Origin of the sequence: Pseudomonas farris (genome assembly GCF_019145235.1) — a bacterium.
GTDB classification, from domain to species: Bacteria; Pseudomonadota; Gammaproteobacteria; order Pseudomonadales; family Pseudomonadaceae; genus Aquipseudomonas; species Aquipseudomonas farris.
This window is the reverse complement of record NZ_JAHSTV010000001.1, coordinates 23170-42374: the sequence shown is the minus strand read 5'-3', so window position 1 is coordinate 42374 and position 19205 is coordinate 23170. Positions and strand designations below refer to the sequence as shown.

Below are 19205 nucleotides of genomic sequence, written 5' to 3'. Positions count from 1 at the left end.
GATACATTTGGATACATCTTCGCTGGATAACGGGCTAAAACAGGTCTCTTGACGTAGAGCCAAACGCTCTTGTCACTGTTGTGTGATGGCGTCAGGAGCAAGCTCTGGAGGTCGTATCGTTGGTTGATAGCAGGGTGGTTCAGGCCCAGGTGCTGGCAGAAACAGCCTACTCATGCTACTTTGCGTGCAAATTAAAGCCTGCTATCGGCAGCGTTGTTTTATTTGTTTTCCTGGCTAGAGCTGTTCGGTTGGCCAGAGCTCAGAGAGACGATGAGCGACTACCTTTGCCCCTCTCGTCATCTCTGAAGCGCATCCGATTGGCTGCTGGCATGGCGGTGTCCCTTATCAGCTCGGCTTGTTCGCTAAATCCGACATTCTTGGTTTATAGCCAGTAGGTTTCAAGAGAATTTAAGATGGCCTTTTTCCCCTGTTTTTTGTCTGTAGTATTTGTTGTTCGTAATCAGTCAGAGCAAATCGAAAAAATTCTTTCTGACGCAGCTTCGATCATTGCTTCCACAGTCAGCGATTATGAGTTGATCGTGGTGGATAACGCTTCGGAAGACGACAGCATTTTACAACTGAAACGCCTGACTGCTGAAAATGGGCTGGCCAATTTGCAGGTGTATGCCCTGACCAAAGAGGTGGATGCAGATACCGCTTCCTGGGTAGGTCTGGAGAATGCCTTGGGCGACTTCGTCGCCGTTATCGATCCCTTGATCGATGACATTAGCTTTGTTCCTCAGATGCTTGACCAAGCGGTCGCCGGTGCGGATGTGGTGTTCGCCAACAATTCGCAAAAGCCCGCGCAGAGCCTTGCCTACCGTGGCGCCAACGTCGTGTTCCATAGCCTCTACAACCATTTCAATGGTGTCCATTTGGCGAAAGACGCGCCGCAATACCGAATCCTCAGCAAGCGGGTGATCAACTTCATCCTGCAGCATCCACAACCGTCAATGACCTACCGGCATCTTCCCGCTACGGGTGGTTTTGCACGCGCTTATCTAGATTACAGCGCTACACCGAAGACTTCGAGTCCCAAGCGATTGGGGGAGAGTATTGATCGCGGAATGCGCCTGCTGGTGTCGACGACGCGTGCGCCGATGCGTCTGGTCACTTCGCTTTCCCTGTTCGGTGCCATTGCCAATTTGGTGTACAGCGTTTACGTGCTGGTGGTTGGCATTTTGAAAACCGATGTTGCACCAGGCTGGGTCAGCTTTTCGCTGCAACAGTCGGGCATGTTTTTCCTGATCTCGCTAGTGCTGTTGGTGTTGGGTGAATACATCCTGAACATGGCCAGCCTGTCGAATGAGGGGCCGCTCTATCATGTGGGCCAAGAGTTCACTAGTGCTCGCATGACTCGACGTGAAAAGCTGAATATCGAACAAGTTGTATCAGATGCAGCCAAGTCCCCCGTCTCGGCTTGGGAACGTCCTTCCTGATGTCTGGTTTTGAAGCAGACCCAACTAGTCAGGACGCCGTGGTAGTCGGTGGCGGGTTCTATGGCACCGCCATTGCGGTCTACCTAGCGAGGCAGCGAGGATTAAAACGCATTGTGCTTGTTGAGCGCGAACCCGCATTGCTGATGCGTGCCTCCTACAATAATCAAGCGCGAGTGCATAACGGGTATCACTATCCCCGTAGTTTCACGACGGCTTACAGAAGCCGGATAAATCTACCCAAGTTTGTAGTGGATTGGCCAGGGGCGGTTAAGCGAGACTTCACCAAGCTCTATGCGATTGCCCGGCGGAACTCAAAGGTCACAGCCAAGCAGTTCGAGCGCTTTTGCCGGGACATTGGCGCGGATATACAACCTGTAAATACTGCATTGCGGGGGCTGTTTGAACCGCGGTTGATCGAAGATGTGTTTCTGGTCGAAGAGTATGCATTCGATACGACGAAGCTCGCGAGTTGGGCAAGGCGTGAGCTGAGTGAGAGCGGGGTGCAAATCCGCTACCAGAGCCGTGTAACCGCGATCTCCAAGGGGGCGCAGTCGCCATTGCAGGTTATTACTGAGACCACGCAGGGAAACCAGGAGGTGATCAATTGCCGCTATGTTTTCAACTGCACTTACAGTGGCCTCAATCAGTTCAAGGGCGATTTCCCAGGCGTTAGCACCGGTCTTAAGCAAGAAATTACGGAAATGGCGCTGATGCAGATGCCTGAGTCTCTCGATGGCTTGGGAATTACCGTCATGGATGGCCCGTTCTTTTCGATGATGCCCTTTCCTGCGCGTGGACTGCACACACTATCCCATGTTCGCTATACGCCACACTTGCATTGGAACGATCAGTCAGATCTTGATCCATATGCAAGGCTGCAGCATTACGCGCGTGAAACCCGTGTGGATCGAATGGTTAGAGACGTCGGACGGTATATTCCTGATGTGTTGAAAGCCAAACATGTGGATTCGTTGTTTGAAGTCAAAACCGTTCTGATGAAGAACGAGGGCGATGACGGAAGACCGATCCTGTTTGAGCGGCATATGGAGTTGCCGGGATGTTATTCCATCCTGGGCGGAAAAATCGACAATATTTATGACGTCATTGAAACGCTTGAAAAGGAAAATATTTCAGGTATCGATGGTCAAGAAAAGTCCAACGGTGGAGTGGTGAATGTTTAATTCTCTTATTGGTTTTTCAGGTTTCGTAGGTAGCACTCTCTTAAAACAACAAACATTTTCATCACTTTACCGATCGACAAATATTGCTGATATTGACAATCAGACGTTCGATACGGTGGTGTGTGCCGGTGCGCCTGCGCAGAAATGGATTGCCAACCGTGAGCCGCAAGCCGATCGACAAAAGATCGAAGAGTTGATTGCACACCTGAGAACTGTAAAGTGCAAAACGTTTATTTTGATCAGTACGGTGGATGTCTTCAAGACGCCTGTAGGCGTTAACGAGGATTCGATTGTCGATGAGTCGGATCTGCATGCCTATGGCCTGCACCGTCGATTGCTGGAGAAATTCGTCGAAGAGCATTTTCCGAACCATTTGATTGTTCGGTTGCCGGGGTTAGTTGGCCCAGGGCTGCGCAAGAACGTCATTTTCGATTTTCTCAATGACAACAATATTCAGATGATCGATAGCCGGGGAGTGTTCCAGTTCTATCCGATGGTCAACCTCTGGTTTGACATTGATACGGCCCTCAATGCCGGTCTGAAACTGGTTCATCTCACCGCAGCACCTGTCTGCGTGGCGGACATTTCCCTGCAAGGCTTCGGTAAGCCTTTTGCGAATGTCTTGGGTAATCCAACGGGGCTCTATGACCTGCAAAGCAAACATGCCGGGGTGTTTGGTGGGGTTGGTCGCTATCAATACAGTGCGCGCGAAACGATCCAGGCAGTCAGGGCCTACGCGCAATCCGAGCCGCTCACGATAAAAGTGGAGACGGGTGCGCAGGTATGAGACTAGCGATTTCCAATATTGCGTGGGATCCCGTTGAGGATGAGGCGGTTGCCCGGTTGCTTCAACGCTTTTCCGTTGATGCGATTGATATCGCGCCCGGTAAGTACTTTCCCGAGCCCGCCAAGGCTACCGATGAGGATATTTCCCGGGTCAAAGGCTGGTGGAGTGAGCGCGGTATTGATATCACCGGAATGCAGGCGCTGTTGTTTGGTACAGCGGGCCTGAACGTGTTTGGTGCGGTCGAGACTCAGACCGCACTATTGAAACACCTTGGGGCCGTATGCCGTATCGGCGGTGGGCTTGGAGCGACCAGAGTGGTTTTTGGCTCCCCCAGGAACCGTGATCGCAGTGGGTTGAACGATCAAGAGGCGCTGGATGTCGCGATTCCCTTTTTCAGGCAATTGGGAGACATCGCTCAGGCTTGGGGGGTGACGATCTGTCTGGAGCCCAACCCTGTCTGCTATGGCGCCAATTTTATGACCGCCAGTGCCGAAACCTCCGAGGTTGTGAAGCAAGTCGCGCATCCCGCGATTCGCATGCAACTGGATACCGGTGCGATCACGATTAACCAGGAAGATCCGCAGGCGATCCTGTGCGACTGCGCCGATTTGATCGGACACGTGCATGCCAGCGAACCCGATCTGTTGCCTTTGGGCGATGGCGGCACCGCACATGGGCAAATGGCTGCCGCTCTTCTCCAGTATCTGCCTGGACATGTGGTCTCGATCGAGATGGTTGCGACCAAAAATGAGCCACATTTGGTCTCCATTGAGCGAGCTCTTCAGGTGGCGACACAGCATTACCGCCGGACTGATGTTGAGGTGGGCAGATGAGTATGAAGTGGTTGATCCTTATTCTCGGTATCCTATCCAATGCATCCGCCAGTGTTTTGGTGAAGATGGCCATGATGCCTCCGCGCAAGTTTCCCTCGCTAAGTGACCCTATGACGGCGTTGAGCAATTGGCCGTTTTGGCTGGGACTCGGGCTTTATGGAGGCGCGTTTCTGCTCTATGCCGCTGCCTTGGCGCGCCTGCCACTGAATGTGGCGCATCCGGTTCTGACCGCCGGAGCTGTGGCGACTGTCGCCTTGTTTTCGGTCGTATTTTTTCGTGAATCCTTCCACTGGACTACAGGTGCAGGGATCGTATTGGTAATCGCCGGCGTAGGGCTGATTACAGCTCGCGTGGCTTGATGGTGAACATGATGACTTCTCTCGATATTTCTCCTGCTGCCCGCCAGACGTGGCAAGTACCTTCCTATGACACGCAAATGTGGCTCGGTCGTCAGCATCCTTGGTGCGTGGTGATACCCGTCATCAACGAGGGAGAGCGTATCAAGAGTCTGCTGGCTAGAATGGCGGCGCTCAAGATTGCCGATATTGCCGACATCATCATTGTTGATGGGGGTACTACGGATGGCTCCCTGGAGTTGCCGGCGCTGGAACAAGTGGGCGTGCGAGGCCTGTTGCTCAAGACGTCTGCCGGCAAACTGAGTGCCCAACTACGTTGCGCCTATGCCTTCGCGCTCGACCAAGGCTATGAAGGTATCGTCACGATTGACGGCAATGACAAGGATGATCCTGATGCCATCGAACGGTTTATTGAGGCGTTGAAGCAAGGCATTGATTTTGTGCAAGCCTCTCGCTTCGTGGCGGGCGGTGTGGCCGAGAACACGCCAAAGTCGCGAGATTTCGCTATTCGTTTTATTCATGCGCCGATGTTGAGTCTTTTCTCCGGGTTTGGCTGGACTGATACCACTCAGGGTTTTCGTGCTTATAGCCGCAAGATGCTTCTTGACCCGAAAGTAGCGCCGTTCCGCGATGTATTCATGACTTACGAGTTGCTGGCTTATCTTTCGTATCGTGCCCCAAAGTTGGGCTATCGCTGTGTTGAACTGGGCACCGTCCGACGATACCCAAAAGGTGAAGTGCCGACCAAGATCAGTAGTGTCAAAGGTAATTTTTCGGTGCTGAGCATATTACTAAAAAGTTGTTTTGGGCACTATAACGTCAAGAAAGAAGGCGAAAAGTGAGCGATTTATCTAGTGTTGTTAGTATAAGAAGTGCAGGCGGTGATCTAGAGTCCTTGTTGGCAAGATATAAAACGGAAGTGCTGGCTTTTTTTTCTGTTTTTATTCTTGTGTTTTCCTCCATGAAAATGTATTCGACAGCGGCGTCTAGCGGTAATGTCGAGCAGTGGGTTAATTTAACCAATCAGGTGTTTTATGAGGGGCGTGACTTTCTGTTTAGTTATGGCCCTCTTTATTGGTTGGTGGGGGGGAGTTCGTCGCAGTACAGTATCTATACTTATTGGGGGGCAATCCTGTTTGTGAGCCTCGTTAATGGAGCGTTTTGGTCACTGGTCTTTACCTTGGTCAATAGGGCGCGCTCTTATGTTTTTTTTGCGGTGGCGTTCTTTCTGTTTTTTAACGGGTTGGCTTTTTCTGCGGCGTTCTTCCTTCTGCCGTTTGCGTTGGTCGCATATTTCGAGTGCTCTAAAGATAAGCCGTTAGTTGTGAGTGCGCAATGGATGGCTGTCCTCGGTGCCGTGGTCGGTTTTTTGTTTTATGTACGCTTTTTCTACGGCCTGGTTGGGTTGGCGACATTCGGGTCCTATTTTTTTGTCAGGCTTTTTTCTGAGAAGAAAATATCAAGGTTGGTTTGTTTTGTTGCGGCGGTAATAGTGGCTTATGTTTTTGTTGGGTTGGTCATTTTCCATGACAACTCCAGCATTGTTAACTATTTGATTATTAACAAAAACCTGAGTTTTGGTAACTCGGTGGACATGACGCTGGATATTGTCAATTCGCGAAGGACGTTTGTTGCTGCGTTTTTGGTGGCTGCCCTTTTGAATGTGTATCTTTTGCTTAAGCGTAGATCGCTTTTGCTGACGGTTAACGTTTTGTTGTTGCTTCTTTTTAAACTTGGTTTTAGTCGCACAGATCATTATCTTGGCTATTTTGTCATTCCAACGGCTGCGTTGGCACTTATCATGGTTTTTGACAGAAACTGGCTTGGGCGAGCGCTGTTCGTAATGGCGATGGTTTGCCTGTATTATCTATCAATTAATCCAAGTTATTCGGGGGCTCCAACTAAAGATTCGCTGCTTCCGGCAATAGATTTTAGGGCTGGATATCAGGAGCGCATGCAGGGTTTGTATTCAGACTTCAAGCTTGATGATGGTTTGTTAAAGAGAGTTGGTGATTCGACTATTGATGTATATCCTTATAATAATGAATATGCATTTGCCAATAAGCTGAACTACACGCATCGCCCTTCGTTCCAAAACTACATGACGCTTACCCCAGCCTTAGATTCGATGAACAAGGCTTTCTTTGAGTCTTCTGCGCGTCCAAAGTTTGTTCTGTGGACTGCCGGTGTTGCTTGTGGATCTGAAAGCTGTAACGTATTTGATGCATTTGATCAGAAGTTTTCGTTGAATGAAGACCCTCTGACAGTAAATGCTATTTTGTTGAATTATCACGTTGTCAGCGTTTCAAAGGGTAAAGGTGGTGTGCCACTAATGCTCTTGGAGGCTAATGACGGGCGGGCCGTTTACTCTGAGACGCAATTGTCTGAAACTTTAATGAAGTTCGGCGAGTGGAACAAGGTTCCAAAGTTTTCGGGAGGGGTGGTTAAAGTTATTCCGAATTTTGAACTCACACTCTACGCTCGCTTGAAGAATTTATTGTTTCGCGGGAATATTCTGAAGGTTAGATACAAGCTTGTTTCAGGCGGTATTCGTGAATACAGGCTGAATATCTTGAACTCAAAAAGTGGTGTTTGGGTAACTCCGTTGCTTGATAATTTTGAGTTTTCCGGTGATGCAGTTGATTCTGTTATGTTCGTTTCGGACTCTACTCATTATTTTAAGTCTGAGTTCAACTCCGCGTGGATAGGTGTGCAAGTCCCGAAAGTTCACAATAAAGCTATTGCAGTCAATAGTGTCTCAACGTCAATTTCAGGTATTTTGAAGAATTCTGTAATAGCCTGTGAAGGCAGTATTGATTTGATGAATGGGGCAGGTCCGACTTCCACGACCTTGAACGTGACGGATCTTTTGAAACTGCAAGGCTGGCTTGTTCATTCAACCAAGAATGGCACGCTGTTCGATAAGACATATTTGACCCTTACTGATAAAAAAGGTAGTAGGATATTTGTCCTGACCAATGGTGAGGCTCGCGGTGATATCGGAGTGGCATTTAAAAATCCTGCTCTAAATGCTGCGGGATTCAACGGATTGTTGGATCTTTCGACGCTGAGTGGAACCTATAAATTAGGTATGGGTGGTTTGCGTGGCTCTGAATTTTACAGTTGTAGCCAGTTTGAAATTCCGGTAACCGTTGAAAAATAGATTCCTATTCAGGTATCTCAGGATCACTCAGGTCTTCCTTGGCGTATTGATATGGCAGGGGAGGTCTGGTGCCTTTCATCTATACAAACCGTCCTCCCTGGCGAGAGGTAAAACTGTTGCCGCTGACCGAAAACTGACCCCTGTGTTCTTCTGCTCAATTTTCGAGCAGAAGAACACAGGGCGATCAGCATGGAAATGATGGGCAGAATTCGGTATGCGATCCACGAAGTACATCTACTGCTAGATGCGCTGTCCGTTTACCGCGGCATTTTCGGTGAGCAGTTCCACGGTAACAACGCTTCGTAGTCAGCCTCCGAATGTGCATGCGGCAGCTGCTCCAGTACGTGGCGTAGCCGCGTATAGGGTTGGTCTCGATAAGGCTGTGGATCTGTGCACTTGAGTAGCTCCCAGAAAAGCTTTCGCGCCGTATCGGTTCGAAGTCAGCTTCCTATTGCGCTTACGCCCCAATCATCCGGTATCTATAAAATCTTTCTTTCATAGTGATAGGCAGAAGCGATGCGTCCTTGAGTGTTTTTTGTAAAGCACATAAAATCCACCGACTTTTAGTTTGTTATCAAAAGGCCAGGCAGTGATTTACTTTGATTTCATGGGAACGGCTACGGAGAACGTTTCATGCTTAGAGAATTTTTAAGAACTAATCGATTAGGTGAGTTTGATGGGATCAGAGAGAATAACTTCACTGTTCTTAGGTTTGTTCTTGCTTTTGCGGTGCTTTTTGGTCACTCATTCCCCATTAGCGGTAATGGTAGCGATCCTATTACTATGCTTATCCTTCCACATGCGTGGATCGGGAGTATAGCGGTCGGTGGTTTTTTTGCGGTTAGTGGCTTTCTGGTGACTGCATCGATATCAAATAGAAGTCTAAGAGATTTTGTGATTTCCCGCTGCCTTCGTCTGTACCCAGCCGTTATCGTGTATTCACTTGTCGCCATTTTTATTATTGGTCCAATTGCAACAAGCGTTAGTTTGACTCAATATTTTCAGAGTACCCCATGGAATAATCTATGGAATGCGACACTTTGGGAGTGGAATTATAACCTTCCGTATGTATTCTCAGATCGACCATTTGCAGGTTCGACCAATGGCGCCACCTGGACACTGCCGGCGGAACTTCGCTGCTATATGGCAGTTTTTATACTGGGGTTTTTGGGGTTGTTTAATTCCCGAGAGATAGCAAATATATCTCTGCTTTCAGCGTTGCTGTTGATCAAGCTTAATTTTCTTATGGTTCCGCTTTTTGGAAGCAATGCTCAATTTCATGAGCCGCTTTTGTTTTTTGTTGTAGGATGCCTTTTTTGGGTTAATCGTGACTATATTCCTCTTAGTTGGCCTCTATGTGGGGGCTTAATTTTGGCGGTGTTTTATTTTTCTGGTACAGGCTGGTATCCTTACTTCTATATTCCGGCTGTTGTGTACAGTGCGCTGATGGTTGTCTATCGCCTTCCTCATATTGATATGGATAAGTTTGGTGATATCTCTTATGGGGTTTATATCTATGCGTGGCCCATCCAGCAATTGGTATGGACAACAGGGCAGAGTGCTTATACCAATGCGCTGTATTCAAGCTTGATAGTGCTCCCGTTGGCTTACTTGTCTTGGAAGCTCATTGAGAAGCCGGCGTTAGGATTGCGAACTTATCTGGGCGCAGGATCAAAAAGGGTACAGCCTGAAGTATCTGCTGAGGTTTAAAGCCAAGATAAAAAATACCCGTATCGTCGTGCGGGTATTTTTTTTGGGAGGGGGGCGGGCCAAGTCTCAATCGCAAGGCGTTCAGCCGGGATATTACGGTTGCGGACTGGACAAAATCTCCTCAAGCCTTTGAGCCATTTTGTCCCCTTCCTCCAACCACGAGGCTGATGCTGCAAACGCGAAAGCGTTTTCCTTAATTTGCTGTGCCAGTTCTGGCGAGCGCAAGATCTTTTCCAGTGCATCCGCCAACGTATTGACTGTAGGTTCAGTCAACATTGCGATGTCATCGTTGAGTAGCCATTCGGTGCATGCAGCGCGATTACTGACAACCGGTACGCCACAGGCCATGATCTCGAGAGGTAAAAGCGACAGGTTCGTTAGCGATAATACCAGCGCTGCATCGCAAGAGCTGTACAGCTCCGCAAGTTGGTTGGGGTTCTTCAGGCCAGCGTGATCACAGGTAAATGGGAATGTGTAGTGGTGCACGTCCCATCCCGCCATCACCACTGTCATATCCGGAACTCGCTGGGCAAGCTCCGCCAGAACCAATACGCCAAGGTCAAAAGCCCTTCGCGCTGTTGGAGGCCGCACATAAAAGAAGACGCGCTTGGCAGTCCCTCGATCAGCTGTGGGATGAGGCTTGTACAGCGCTCTATCATATGAAAAACCAAGTGCAGTCGCCTGCATGCCGAACTGTTGGTTCAGCAGACTGGATAGCCAGCTTCCAGCCGTAAACCCATGGAAGCCAAACCGATAGGTTTGCTCAGCCAGCGCGTACTCCGTGCCGACAGGATAGAACCAGGGTTCGTAATCCTGAACAAAATAGCACTTATGAGTTTTTGCGCTAATGTTGTTCACGGCATACGCGGTTTGCCATGATGTTGCAATTGACACCGCTGCAGAGGGGATGGACGCATCAATGTAATAAACGTCCACATTATCAATGCCGAACCAGTCCGATATCGTCGATTTGATCTTCGCAGCTGGTACGTCGTTATCGTCCTCGACAATAATGACTCGGTTGGTGAATCCTAGTTGTCCAAGGTGCTGCATGAATCTGAAGAGATTAAGATGTCCGCCGGACCCTTTGCCTATAGGGGGGATATACCAATTGATGGTTTTATCTCCGTTGCTCAAGGCATTGTCCGGCTGCTGAACGGTCGGTGTGAACTTCAAGAATCGGTAGGCATACATAACATCAGGTTTGGTGAACAGCGAGCGGGAGCTTCTGAAACGACGTGACAGTATGTTGAAGAAAGAGGAGAAACCTTCCTGTTTGATATGGTTCAGTGATTTTTTTAATTGGGCTGCGAGTAGATGAGTATTCACGGTTAACGTTTCACCCGTTTAAGTTTTTTATCACGAGAACAAAACGCTATCAGCGCTGGACAATTGAATCCCCCCCGGACTCCCAGCCAACTGCCTGATACCCGCATAAAGTTGTCGATTGGCATTCTTATCGCCGGCAGTATCAACTTCCAGCCATCATTGGGCAGATGCTGACGTATTAACTTGAAATCCCGCAGCGTCAGGCCGACCCAGCTTCTCAGCAAAACAATGAATCCCTTGGGATGGTCGTAATGAAAGAGATCTTCCAAGGCCATACTTTCATCAAAACTTCGCTGGAAACGCTCCCAAAGACCGTAATTGTGAGAGTGATAAACAGTTGCATCGTGACTGTAGGCCTTCTTGAAACCGGCCTCGATGACGATACGTGCCCACGCCTGATCTTCGGAGAAATCCACTTCCGGATAAGGATAGTGTTTCCAAACCGAACGCCGGATTAGTGCATTGTTATCGGAAAAAAAATAAAGGAACTGTTGGTAACCGGCATCGCGCCGGTAGCGCTCCGGGTCCGTCATTTGTGCCATGGGTTGCATTTCAAAGCCCGCGAAATGCTGTACCAACTCCTCGCGGGTAAAAAGAGAGGCATCGTCGTAGGCAACATGCTTGCCAAACACGCCGGCAATTTGTTCATCAGCCTCAATTTCAGCGACGAGAGTACGCAACCAGGTATTTGCAACCGGCTGCGCATCCTGAGTGATCATGGCGATGTATTCCCCTTTCGCGCTTTGGATCGCTACGTTACGCGTACGTCCATGCTGAAAGTCTGCAGGTTCGACCTCAATGATGCGCACCGTTGGGTTTGCACGGGCAATTGCCAAGGTTTCATCACTCGATCCGGAGTCAATGACAATGACTTCGAAGGGCCATTCTGTCTGCTGCTTCAGAACGGCACTCAAAACTGACTTGAAGCGGCTTCCGCCATTTTTTGTGGGGATAACTACCGACACTTTAATAACGGAAGCGTCCATCATTTGCCCATTGTTCTCTTCATCCAGGCAGTGGTCAGCTTCAACCCGTCATCCAGGCGGACCTTGGGTGTCCAGTTCAACTCTCTGGCGGCCAATGTATTATTCAGTACACTCACAGGAACATCGTAAGGCCGGCCTGGAAGGTATTCTTTGGCAATCTTTCCGTCGATCACAGTCTCGATTCGCTCAATCAGCTCGTTAATGCTGACACCAGTGCCGGAGCTGATGTTGAAGACGCTATAAGGACCTTCATACTTCAGAGACAAGGCGAAGGCTTCAGCGACATCCGAAACATAGACATAGTCGCGGGTCACACTGCCATCACCCCAGATCTGGATAGACTCGTTTTTAAGCGCACGGCTCAGGAACACTCCAACTGCGCCTTGAGCGGTTTCGACACGTTGTCGCTCGCCATAGGGATTGGTCACCCGGAGCACGGTCGCCTTGATACCGTGCAGGTGTTGGTACATCAATATGTATTTTTCGATGGCCAGTTTAGTGATGCCATACGAAACCTGAGGGTCGGTAGGATGCGTCTCATCGACCGGCAGATAGGTCGGAGCCCCATATACCGTGCCTCCAGAGGAAATGAACACAATACGCGAGACGTGCTTTTCAACCATTGCGTTGAGCATCTGCAGGGTTGCGACCAGGTTGGTCTGAACGTCATAAATCGGATCGTCGTTCGATGTCTTCGGCAGCGTAGTGGAAACCAGGTGCAGAACCGCGTCCATTCCATCCACGGCTTCACTGACGTCATGTTTGCTCATCAGGTCGCCGGTCACCCATTCCACGGACTCGGTCGATTCGAATTTTCGATAGGGCTCAACCCTCGGTCGTTCGAAGATGCGCAGTGAATGACCATCAGCCAGCAGACGGTCGGCAATCGCCGAGCCAATGAAACCACCACCACCAAAGATTAATATTTTCATGTTATCTCGTAATGCTTTTAACATTGGTCAAAGCGATGTCATAGCCATTGCTTTGCACGATGAGGGGGAACAAACGCTCCAGCGCATGCAGCATGCTGCCGTCGTACGGCAGTGGCTCATCGGGATAGTCTGACCAAGTTAGCTCCAACGCGTCCAGCGAGCGAAGGCTTTCGGTCCGCGCCCAGAACATGGTCCCAACCGGGAATATGATGTTTTCCGGCAATGGATTCAGGCCAAGGCGCTCTTGGAGCGCTTCGGCGTAGGGACGATTTTTACCCCAGCAGACAATATGCGGATCATCAGCGAACACCATGCCCATGCGCGAATCACTTAGCAATCTGGAAGTGATGACATCGGCCATCGGGTTGGTTCGTCCCAACAGGTTTTCGATCAGGAAATCGTACCAGATGCTACCAACCTCCGGATTGCTCTGATCCTTGCTTTTCTTGGTGTGCAGATGGCCGATGATGTCGTATTCACGCAGGTGGCGTCGGTTGAATGCGCTCAGGAAAGGGCCAATGTCGCGGCCTTTGTTCGGCACCACTTCGATTGCGACCACGTTGCCGGAGTACTTGGGAGTCATTGCCTCCAGTTCCGCCTTGACCTGTTCGTTCGGGGCGCTCAGGAACAAGTCAGGGCGCACCTTGTTGACGGACAGGCAATCGAGGATCTGTTCGAACAGGTCAGCGTAGAAGACATGAATATGCAGTGCAATCCGGCCGCGTTCAACATCAGCACTGACGGGGGAGGACGGGGTCAGTACTTCATGAATCCACGGGCCTTCAGGTTTTCCGGCCCGCAGATAGCAGGCGAGCGGATTCTGGCCAGCCTTGTAGTCGTCGGATTGCTCAGCGAAAACTGCGGGATGGAAGCCCGGAAACAGTCTCCGCTCCTTGATGTTGCTGGCCCAGGACCGGCCATGCATACGCAAGGTGTCGAAGTCGGAAATCGTTCTGTGATAACGGGGGATGAAGTCGCCTCTGTAGACGTCCGCTTGCTCGATGGTGGTGTAATCGAGCTTTTCCTGGGCTGTCTGGGCAATCGCTTCCTTCGCGATGGATTCCAGGCCATCCACGTAGGTCTGCATGGTGAATTGACGCGCTGATGCCGACTTGAGCGTCTCACCGATGGCCGAAACGGTTGCCTCGTCGGCCATCAGAGCACTCAGCTTCTGCGCCATGTCCGGGACGTGCAGATAGCGTGCTACACAAGCCTCTCGAAGGCCGCAGCCATCAAGGAAGTCAGCGATGCCGGTGGTTTTATCGAAGCAAAGCACCGGAAGTCCCAGGCTCATCGCATCAATGGCCACGTTCGGCAACGGATCCAGGCGCGAGGTGATCAAAACTGCCGAGGACTCATCGTAAACCACATGAATCGCCGAAGTTTCAGGAATGAAGGTAATGTGATCTTGAAGGTCTGCACGCAGCATCTGATCGTGGAGATACGCCGAGTACTGCACGTCATTCTCCGGGTCATAGCCTTTACCGACCCAGACGAAGTGCAAGCCGTCCATTTCACCGTTTTCAAGGACGCGGGCAGCGCAGTCAATGAAAAGATCCACACCCTTGCGCAATTGAATCAATCCAGCGCCAAGAACGATTCGTTTATTTCCCTTCTTCAGCGCTTTAAATATGTTTCTGAGCCGCACTTCTTCCAGTACAACTTTCTCTTCGTCCACGTCGGCGAATGTAACGTCGCAACGTCCTTGGGGAAGGATATGCACCGGATAGTTGGCCAGATTCGGAAAGTCCCGCACGGCACTCTGGTGAATCACCGAGGAAGAAAACACGGTGCGTGTTGACCAGAACATGGTTTCCATAAAGGCTGTTTTTGGGCGGGTGTAGGCGGAAAACTCATGAAGCAAACTGATCGTCGGAACGAAGTTGGCCGCCAACCCTTGCAACACGACACGGGATTCGACGCTGTTGATCAACGCAAACTTGATTTTGTTGAGGCTGCAGATTTTATCGATCAGCACGCGTGCGTGATCGGGGTTGAACCGCAGCCCTGCGCAATCAATAAACACGGCGCCGGAGTTCTTGAACTCATCTGTCAATTCGCCACCACCCAACACCATTGCAATAACATTGTAATGACGTTTGAGCATCATGATCAGATTCAGGCTCAGAATCGGCGCCCCAGTCCTGGAGGCTTCATGGCTGACAACAATCACGGTATCCCGTGAAGGATCAAGCTCCGCAAGTTCGAAGCTGCTCTGGCTCAGTACCGGGGAATGACCGACACGTCCTTCTTTGCGACCATGAAAAACGTAGTGGCTGAAAGGGTCGGTGCCAGAGTTTTTAATGTCCGGATACTGGTTAAGGTAAAAAACCGGGTCAAAGCCGAGGGAGTCTCCCTTGGCTTTGATATAGGCTCGCGCATAGAGGCCTTGGGCAATCCCTAGTGCCAATTGCTTCACCTGGCGGCCTTTATTACGCATCTTGTTCTTCAACTCGTTCATCCAATCGACTGCATTAAGTTAATAAGTGACGCCAGCAACGACAGTTGTGTTTATGAGCATTTCTTTGCTGGCGCAGGCCAGCGGCAACATGCGCGCCAGAATTCGATCTTCGACCAATGGGGAAAGGTGCATTTCCTTGATGGCCGATTTCAGGCGCGGTAACTCGTTGACGAGTGGCGATAATGTTGCAGGGACGCTCCAGAATACGCCATTTATCGGGTAGGGCAGGTGTTCATGCCGGGGCGGCTGCAATCCAATAGCTTTGCAAAGATTGTTGACCAGTGCAGAGTCTTGGGATAAGTGGCTGATCGTCGGATCTTCAGGGAACACAAGCCCGATCGGGGAAACGCTATTGCGTTCGGTCAGGTGGTTGGCGATGGTTCTCAGCGCCAGATGCTCGCCATCGATCATGTTTTCAATTAGGTAGCGGTGATAGGCAACCTGGCTCGTGAACTCCGAATCAACAGGTTCTGCTTGCAGATCGAGGTGCCCGATCAGGTCGAATTCCTGATAGTCAGCAGTCGTCAGATGACTCAATAATGCAGACAGCGTCCCTCGTTCGCATACCTGTATGTCGAGGGGCAGATTGCGATCTTTGCTCAGGGCGTTTTGCAGGGCAAGTCGAGTGGATTCGTCGTTTGTCTGGACGATCACCGTCACATCAATGCCGGATACCATGATCTGATCAAGAACATTCAGGAGTTGCTCTGGCAACTCGATGCTGACGAATAGAAGTGCCTTGTGCGCTTCTGACGTCTGGTGCGGTTTTGCCCAGTCGAGTTTGTTCGAGTTCCATGGGCCCTGCGGCCGACCTGCCCGAAGGAAATGGGCAAGTGGATCGTGCTGACCCACAGCATCTGCGTTGAGCTCTTGATAGAGGCTTGGATCAAACCCAGGAAACGGTTTGCGACGGAGTACACCGCGGCTCCATGAGCGAACGTAACGACGGATCGCCGATGCCTCATCTTCCAGTGCCACTTTTGCAGGGGTATAGAAGCTGATGTCCAGTACCCCGGCTTCTGCTATCGTCGCGGTATCCAGTTTCTCAAATTGGCTCGTCTCACCCCGGCTAGTGGCGATATCGACAAGTTTTTCAACGTAGTTGGCCATGTTGAACTCACGTGCGGCAATGGCTTTCACCTGCGCGCCAACGTTCGCCCTGGCACTGTCGGACGATGCCAGGCGAATGATTTTGTCCGCCATGCTGCCGGTGTCGAGGTACGGTGCTATGCAGTCTGTCTCCAAATCATTGCGCTTGAGGATGTCGGCGATACCTGTGGTCCGGTCAAAGCACAGGACAGGCAGGCCGCGAACCATCGCATCGATGGCTACGTTGGGCAAAGGATCCAGCCTGGAACTCAGCAGTAACATGTCGCTCATTGCATAAACTTCTTCGATCTGAGCGGTCTCGGAAATGATCGTGAACTGCTCGGCAATGCCGCTGCGCTGAATCTGATCGTACAGGTAGACCGAATACGCAATATCCGTTTCCGGATTGTAGTTGTCGCCAATCCAGACAAAACGACATTTGTGGCCGATCGGGGAGTTGATGACCCGCGTGGCGCACTCGATAAAGATGTCGACACCTTTGCGGACCTGTACGCGGCCGGCTCCGAGGATGATGATGGTGTCGGCGTCTTGATCCTGTGGCCGTATGGCATGCTGAAGCCGCAATCTTTCAGCGTCGACTTGAGCTTCATCCCGTGCCTCGGCTGGCACAATGCTTTTGCCCTGCGCCAGCACGGGGATGCTGCAGTCGTTGAGCTGCGGCAACACTTGCACGGCGCTGTCCAACGTGACATCTGACGAAAATACCGTCTGGCTCGCCCACAGCAACGCATTCTGGATTGCCGAGCGAGGTCGGGTGTAAACCGCGAACTCATGGATGAGGCTGACCGACGGGATGTAGCGGTCGGCCAATGGCTTGAGGGCCAGATTGGATTCCAGACTGTTCACGATTGCGAAATCGATTCGATACTTATCCAGGAATTCGGCGACCGCCCAGGATGTGCCGACCGGATTGTTGCGGTCCAGAGGGCCGGCAACTATTGCTCCTGCGTCAACGAAAGCGTCAGTCAACGAGCCGGGGCCTAAAAGCAGCGCAACGACATTGAAGCGCTCTGTCAACTGCTGGGCGATGTTGAGGCTAAGGATGGGCGCTCCTGTACGAGACGCTTCATGACTGACCAGCAACACGGTCTGCTTGCTGTTGTCCTGAGCGTCGATGGAGCGGCTTAGTGTGATTGTCGGAACCGATCCGATGCGGCCTTCGTGCTGGCCGTGCATCAGGAAGTGTTGTTGCGGATCCATACCGCAATTCGCAATGTCGGGGTACATGGCGAGATAAAAGGTGACGTCAAATACCATTCCTTTGTCGCTGGCATCAGCCTCAAAAACTTCCGGCAATGCCACCGGGGAGGCTGGTTCGATCGGGGCTTCAGATTCTTTGACAACCGGAGAACGATGCACCTCAGAAAGAGGACGAGCCACCAGTTCAGCCGAAGCAGCACGGCCTTCGCGAAGACCGGCGCCAAGAAAATGCTCCCGCGCAGACATGCCTGAGGCTGCCACATCCGGATAGTGGCTCAAATAGAAACAGTCGTCGAATTGGCTGCCGTTGGGCAGCATAATGACCGGTTTGCCTGTGTCTTTGCCGAAGAAACGAAGCGATCGCCAGGTTCTTGACACAAAGAAAGTCGCCCAAGTATTGCTCAGCGTATTGATCTGTTCACTGGCGGTCAGGAGACTGTTTTGAGCGGCACTCAGCGAGAGTGTCAGGTGGCTCGTTTGTTGGTCGAGCGCTTGCTTCTGGGCAATAACGAGATCAAGCGCAGACTGACGTTCTTCGAGTTCTGACTTGAGTGCGACATTTCTGGCAGTCTGCTCAATCAGAGAGTTCTCGAGTGCGGAGTTGAGGCTAGCCTGCTCAGCCTTGGATGCAGCGAGTGTAATGTAGCGTGAAGTCTGCTCAATCTGGAGTGCGGTGAAACGCGCGCGCTGTTCAGCCTCAGATGCATTGAGGGCGATGTCGCGGGTAGCCTGCCGGGTCTCGGACGCCTTGAGCTCCTCCAGCTCCGAGGACAAACTGTTGATGTGCACGTTTAGTGCTTCGATATGACGATCCCTGGCGACAATCCCTTCGTTGGCCGCTACGGTGGCGGCTTCCGCCTGCGATACGAGCTGCAGCATTGGCAACATCCGTCGCAATGCGGACATCAATGGGTCGAGTTGTTGGACGAACTCGGCACTGTTGATGTTCAACTCATCAAGCGCGCATTCGCGCAGCAGTTGATAGGTCTGTGCAAGGATGGCTGGTTCGATGTTGCTGTTGAACAGCTCATCATCGTTGTGCTGGCCATGTCGCAACCCTTTATCCAGAAACTCGTCTGCGTAGACGTCAAACTGCTCTTGCGTCGGAGTGCAGAGGTCCAGTGCTGCGGAAATCCGTTGCAACTGCTTGTAAGGGTCGCTCAGAAGATTGTCGTAGCCCACCACCAGACGATTTTCCGACTGTGTGGAGGCTACCGCTTGCAGCATATGTTCCAGCCAGAGTACGTAGGATTTGACAGGTGCAAGCTGGTTACGCGCCGTCAGCGACGCCGCGACGTTCAACGGGTTACGCAGGGCAATCACGTAACCGACTTTGAATCCGAGTTCATTCAGCAGCTTTTTCCAGAATGGCAGCAATCGCGTAATACGCGGATCCTTCATGCCCCAAATCGAGGTTGAGGCGGTCTTTTGCTCGACCAACTCCTTGGCGGTTTGATAAATCTGCTGAATGCCAGGCAAGTCGAAGACATTGGCGTCGATCACGCCCATGCGGTCATGTGCCGAGCCAAGAAGGCCGAGAATCTGATTGTTGATGGCAATGACATCGCTGTCTTCCCAGAACCCTGTAGGGTTGTCCGGGCCGGGAGGGTGCAGTGCATCGCCCAAGGCGACGCCCAGGGTGCTGAGGCCTCGGGTCAGAGCGCTTGTCCCGCTACGGTGCATGCCCAGTACAATGATGATTTTCTTGGTGTTCATCA

General features: G+C 51.1%; 13 protein-coding genes and 1 pseudogene. 8 read left to right on the top strand and 6 right to left on the bottom strand.

What is annotated here, in order from left to right:
* Positions 1-413: 413 nt before the first annotated feature.
* From KVG95_RS00170 to KVG95_RS00140, 7 genes are read left to right on the top strand one after another with little or no spacing between them, the layout of a single operon-like run.
* Entirely contained in the window at positions 414-1439 is a 1026-nt protein-coding gene (locus KVG95_RS00170; protein ID WP_217854113.1) for a glycosyltransferase, read from the top strand.
* Complete coding sequence (locus tag KVG95_RS00165; protein ID WP_217854112.1) at positions 1439-2620, top strand: NAD(P)/FAD-dependent oxidoreductase; 1182 nt, start codon at positions 1439-1441, stop codon at positions 2618-2620. Before KVG95_RS00170 ends, KVG95_RS00165 begins: the two co-directional genes overlap by 1 nt.
* The gene (locus KVG95_RS00160) at positions 2613-3407 is read left to right on the top strand and encodes an NAD-dependent epimerase/dehydratase family protein (protein ID WP_217854111.1); all 795 of its coding nucleotides are present in this window, start codon (positions 2613-2615) and stop codon (positions 3405-3407) included. Before KVG95_RS00165 ends, KVG95_RS00160 begins: the two co-directional genes overlap by 8 nt.
* Complete coding sequence (locus KVG95_RS00155; protein ID WP_217854110.1) at positions 3404-4240, top strand: sugar phosphate isomerase/epimerase family protein; 837 nt, start codon at positions 3404-3406, stop codon at positions 4238-4240. The genes KVG95_RS00160 and KVG95_RS00155 overlap by 4 nt, the downstream gene beginning before the upstream one ends.
* A 2-nt stretch (positions 4241-4242) precedes the next feature.
* Positions 4243-4599: an EamA family transporter gene (locus KVG95_RS00150; protein WP_217854109.1), complete on the top strand. Its 357-nt coding sequence runs from the start codon at positions 4243-4245 to the stop codon at positions 4597-4599.
* Positions 4599-5438 (top strand): glycosyltransferase family 2 protein, encoded by an 840-nt coding sequence (locus tag KVG95_RS00145; RefSeq protein ID WP_217854108.1) that lies wholly within the window; start codon positions 4599-4601, stop codon positions 5436-5438. Before KVG95_RS00150 ends, KVG95_RS00145 begins: the two co-directional genes overlap by 1 nt.
* Positions 5435-7759, top strand: a complete 2325-nt coding sequence (locus KVG95_RS00140) for a hypothetical protein (RefSeq protein WP_217854107.1) — start codon at positions 5435-5437, stop codon at positions 7757-7759. Before KVG95_RS00145 ends, KVG95_RS00140 begins: the two co-directional genes overlap by 4 nt.
* A 257-nt stretch (positions 7760-8016) precedes the next feature.
* Here the strand turns inward: KVG95_RS00140 and KVG95_RS00135 are convergent.
* Positions 8017-8168, bottom strand: a pseudogene (locus KVG95_RS00135) (transposase domain-containing protein); the annotation flags it as partial.
* 224 nt (positions 8169-8392) lie between these two features.
* Between KVG95_RS00135 and KVG95_RS00130 the strand changes: the two are divergent.
* Positions 8393-9469 (top strand): acyltransferase family protein, encoded by a 1077-nt coding sequence (locus tag KVG95_RS00130; RefSeq protein WP_217854106.1) that lies wholly within the window; start codon positions 8393-8395, stop codon positions 9467-9469.
* A 93-nt stretch (positions 9470-9562) separates the two neighbouring features.
* Here the strand turns inward: KVG95_RS00130 and KVG95_RS00125 are convergent, their stop codons facing one another.
* The 5 genes from KVG95_RS00125 to KVG95_RS00105 are packed head-to-tail and all read right to left on the bottom strand — an operon-like array spanning position 9563 to position 19203.
* Positions 9563-10798, bottom strand: coding sequence for a rhamnosyltransferase WsaF family glycosyltransferase (locus KVG95_RS00125; protein ID WP_217854105.1), 1236 nt, complete (start codon positions 10796-10798; stop codon positions 9563-9565).
* A gap of 2 nt (positions 10799-10800) precedes the next feature.
* The gene (locus KVG95_RS00120; protein ID WP_217854104.1) at positions 10801-11787 is read right to left on the bottom strand and encodes a glycosyltransferase family 2 protein; all 987 of its coding nucleotides are present in this window, start codon (positions 11785-11787) and stop codon (positions 10801-10803) included.
* Entirely contained in the window at positions 11784-12716 is a 933-nt protein-coding gene (locus KVG95_RS00115; protein WP_217854103.1) for an NAD-dependent epimerase/dehydratase family protein, read from the bottom strand. The genes KVG95_RS00120 and KVG95_RS00115 overlap by 4 nt, the downstream gene beginning before the upstream one ends.
* A gap of 1 nt (position 12717) precedes the next feature.
* Positions 12718-15177: a rhamnan synthesis F family protein gene (locus tag KVG95_RS00110; RefSeq protein ID WP_217854102.1), complete on the bottom strand. Its 2460-nt coding sequence runs from the start codon at positions 15175-15177 to the stop codon at positions 12718-12720.
* Positions 15178-15195: 18 nt separating this feature from the next.
* Positions 15196-19203: a glycosyltransferase gene (locus tag KVG95_RS00105; RefSeq protein WP_217854101.1), complete on the bottom strand. Its 4008-nt coding sequence runs from the start codon at positions 19201-19203 to the stop codon at positions 15196-15198.
* Positions 19204-19205 lie beyond the last annotated feature (2 nt).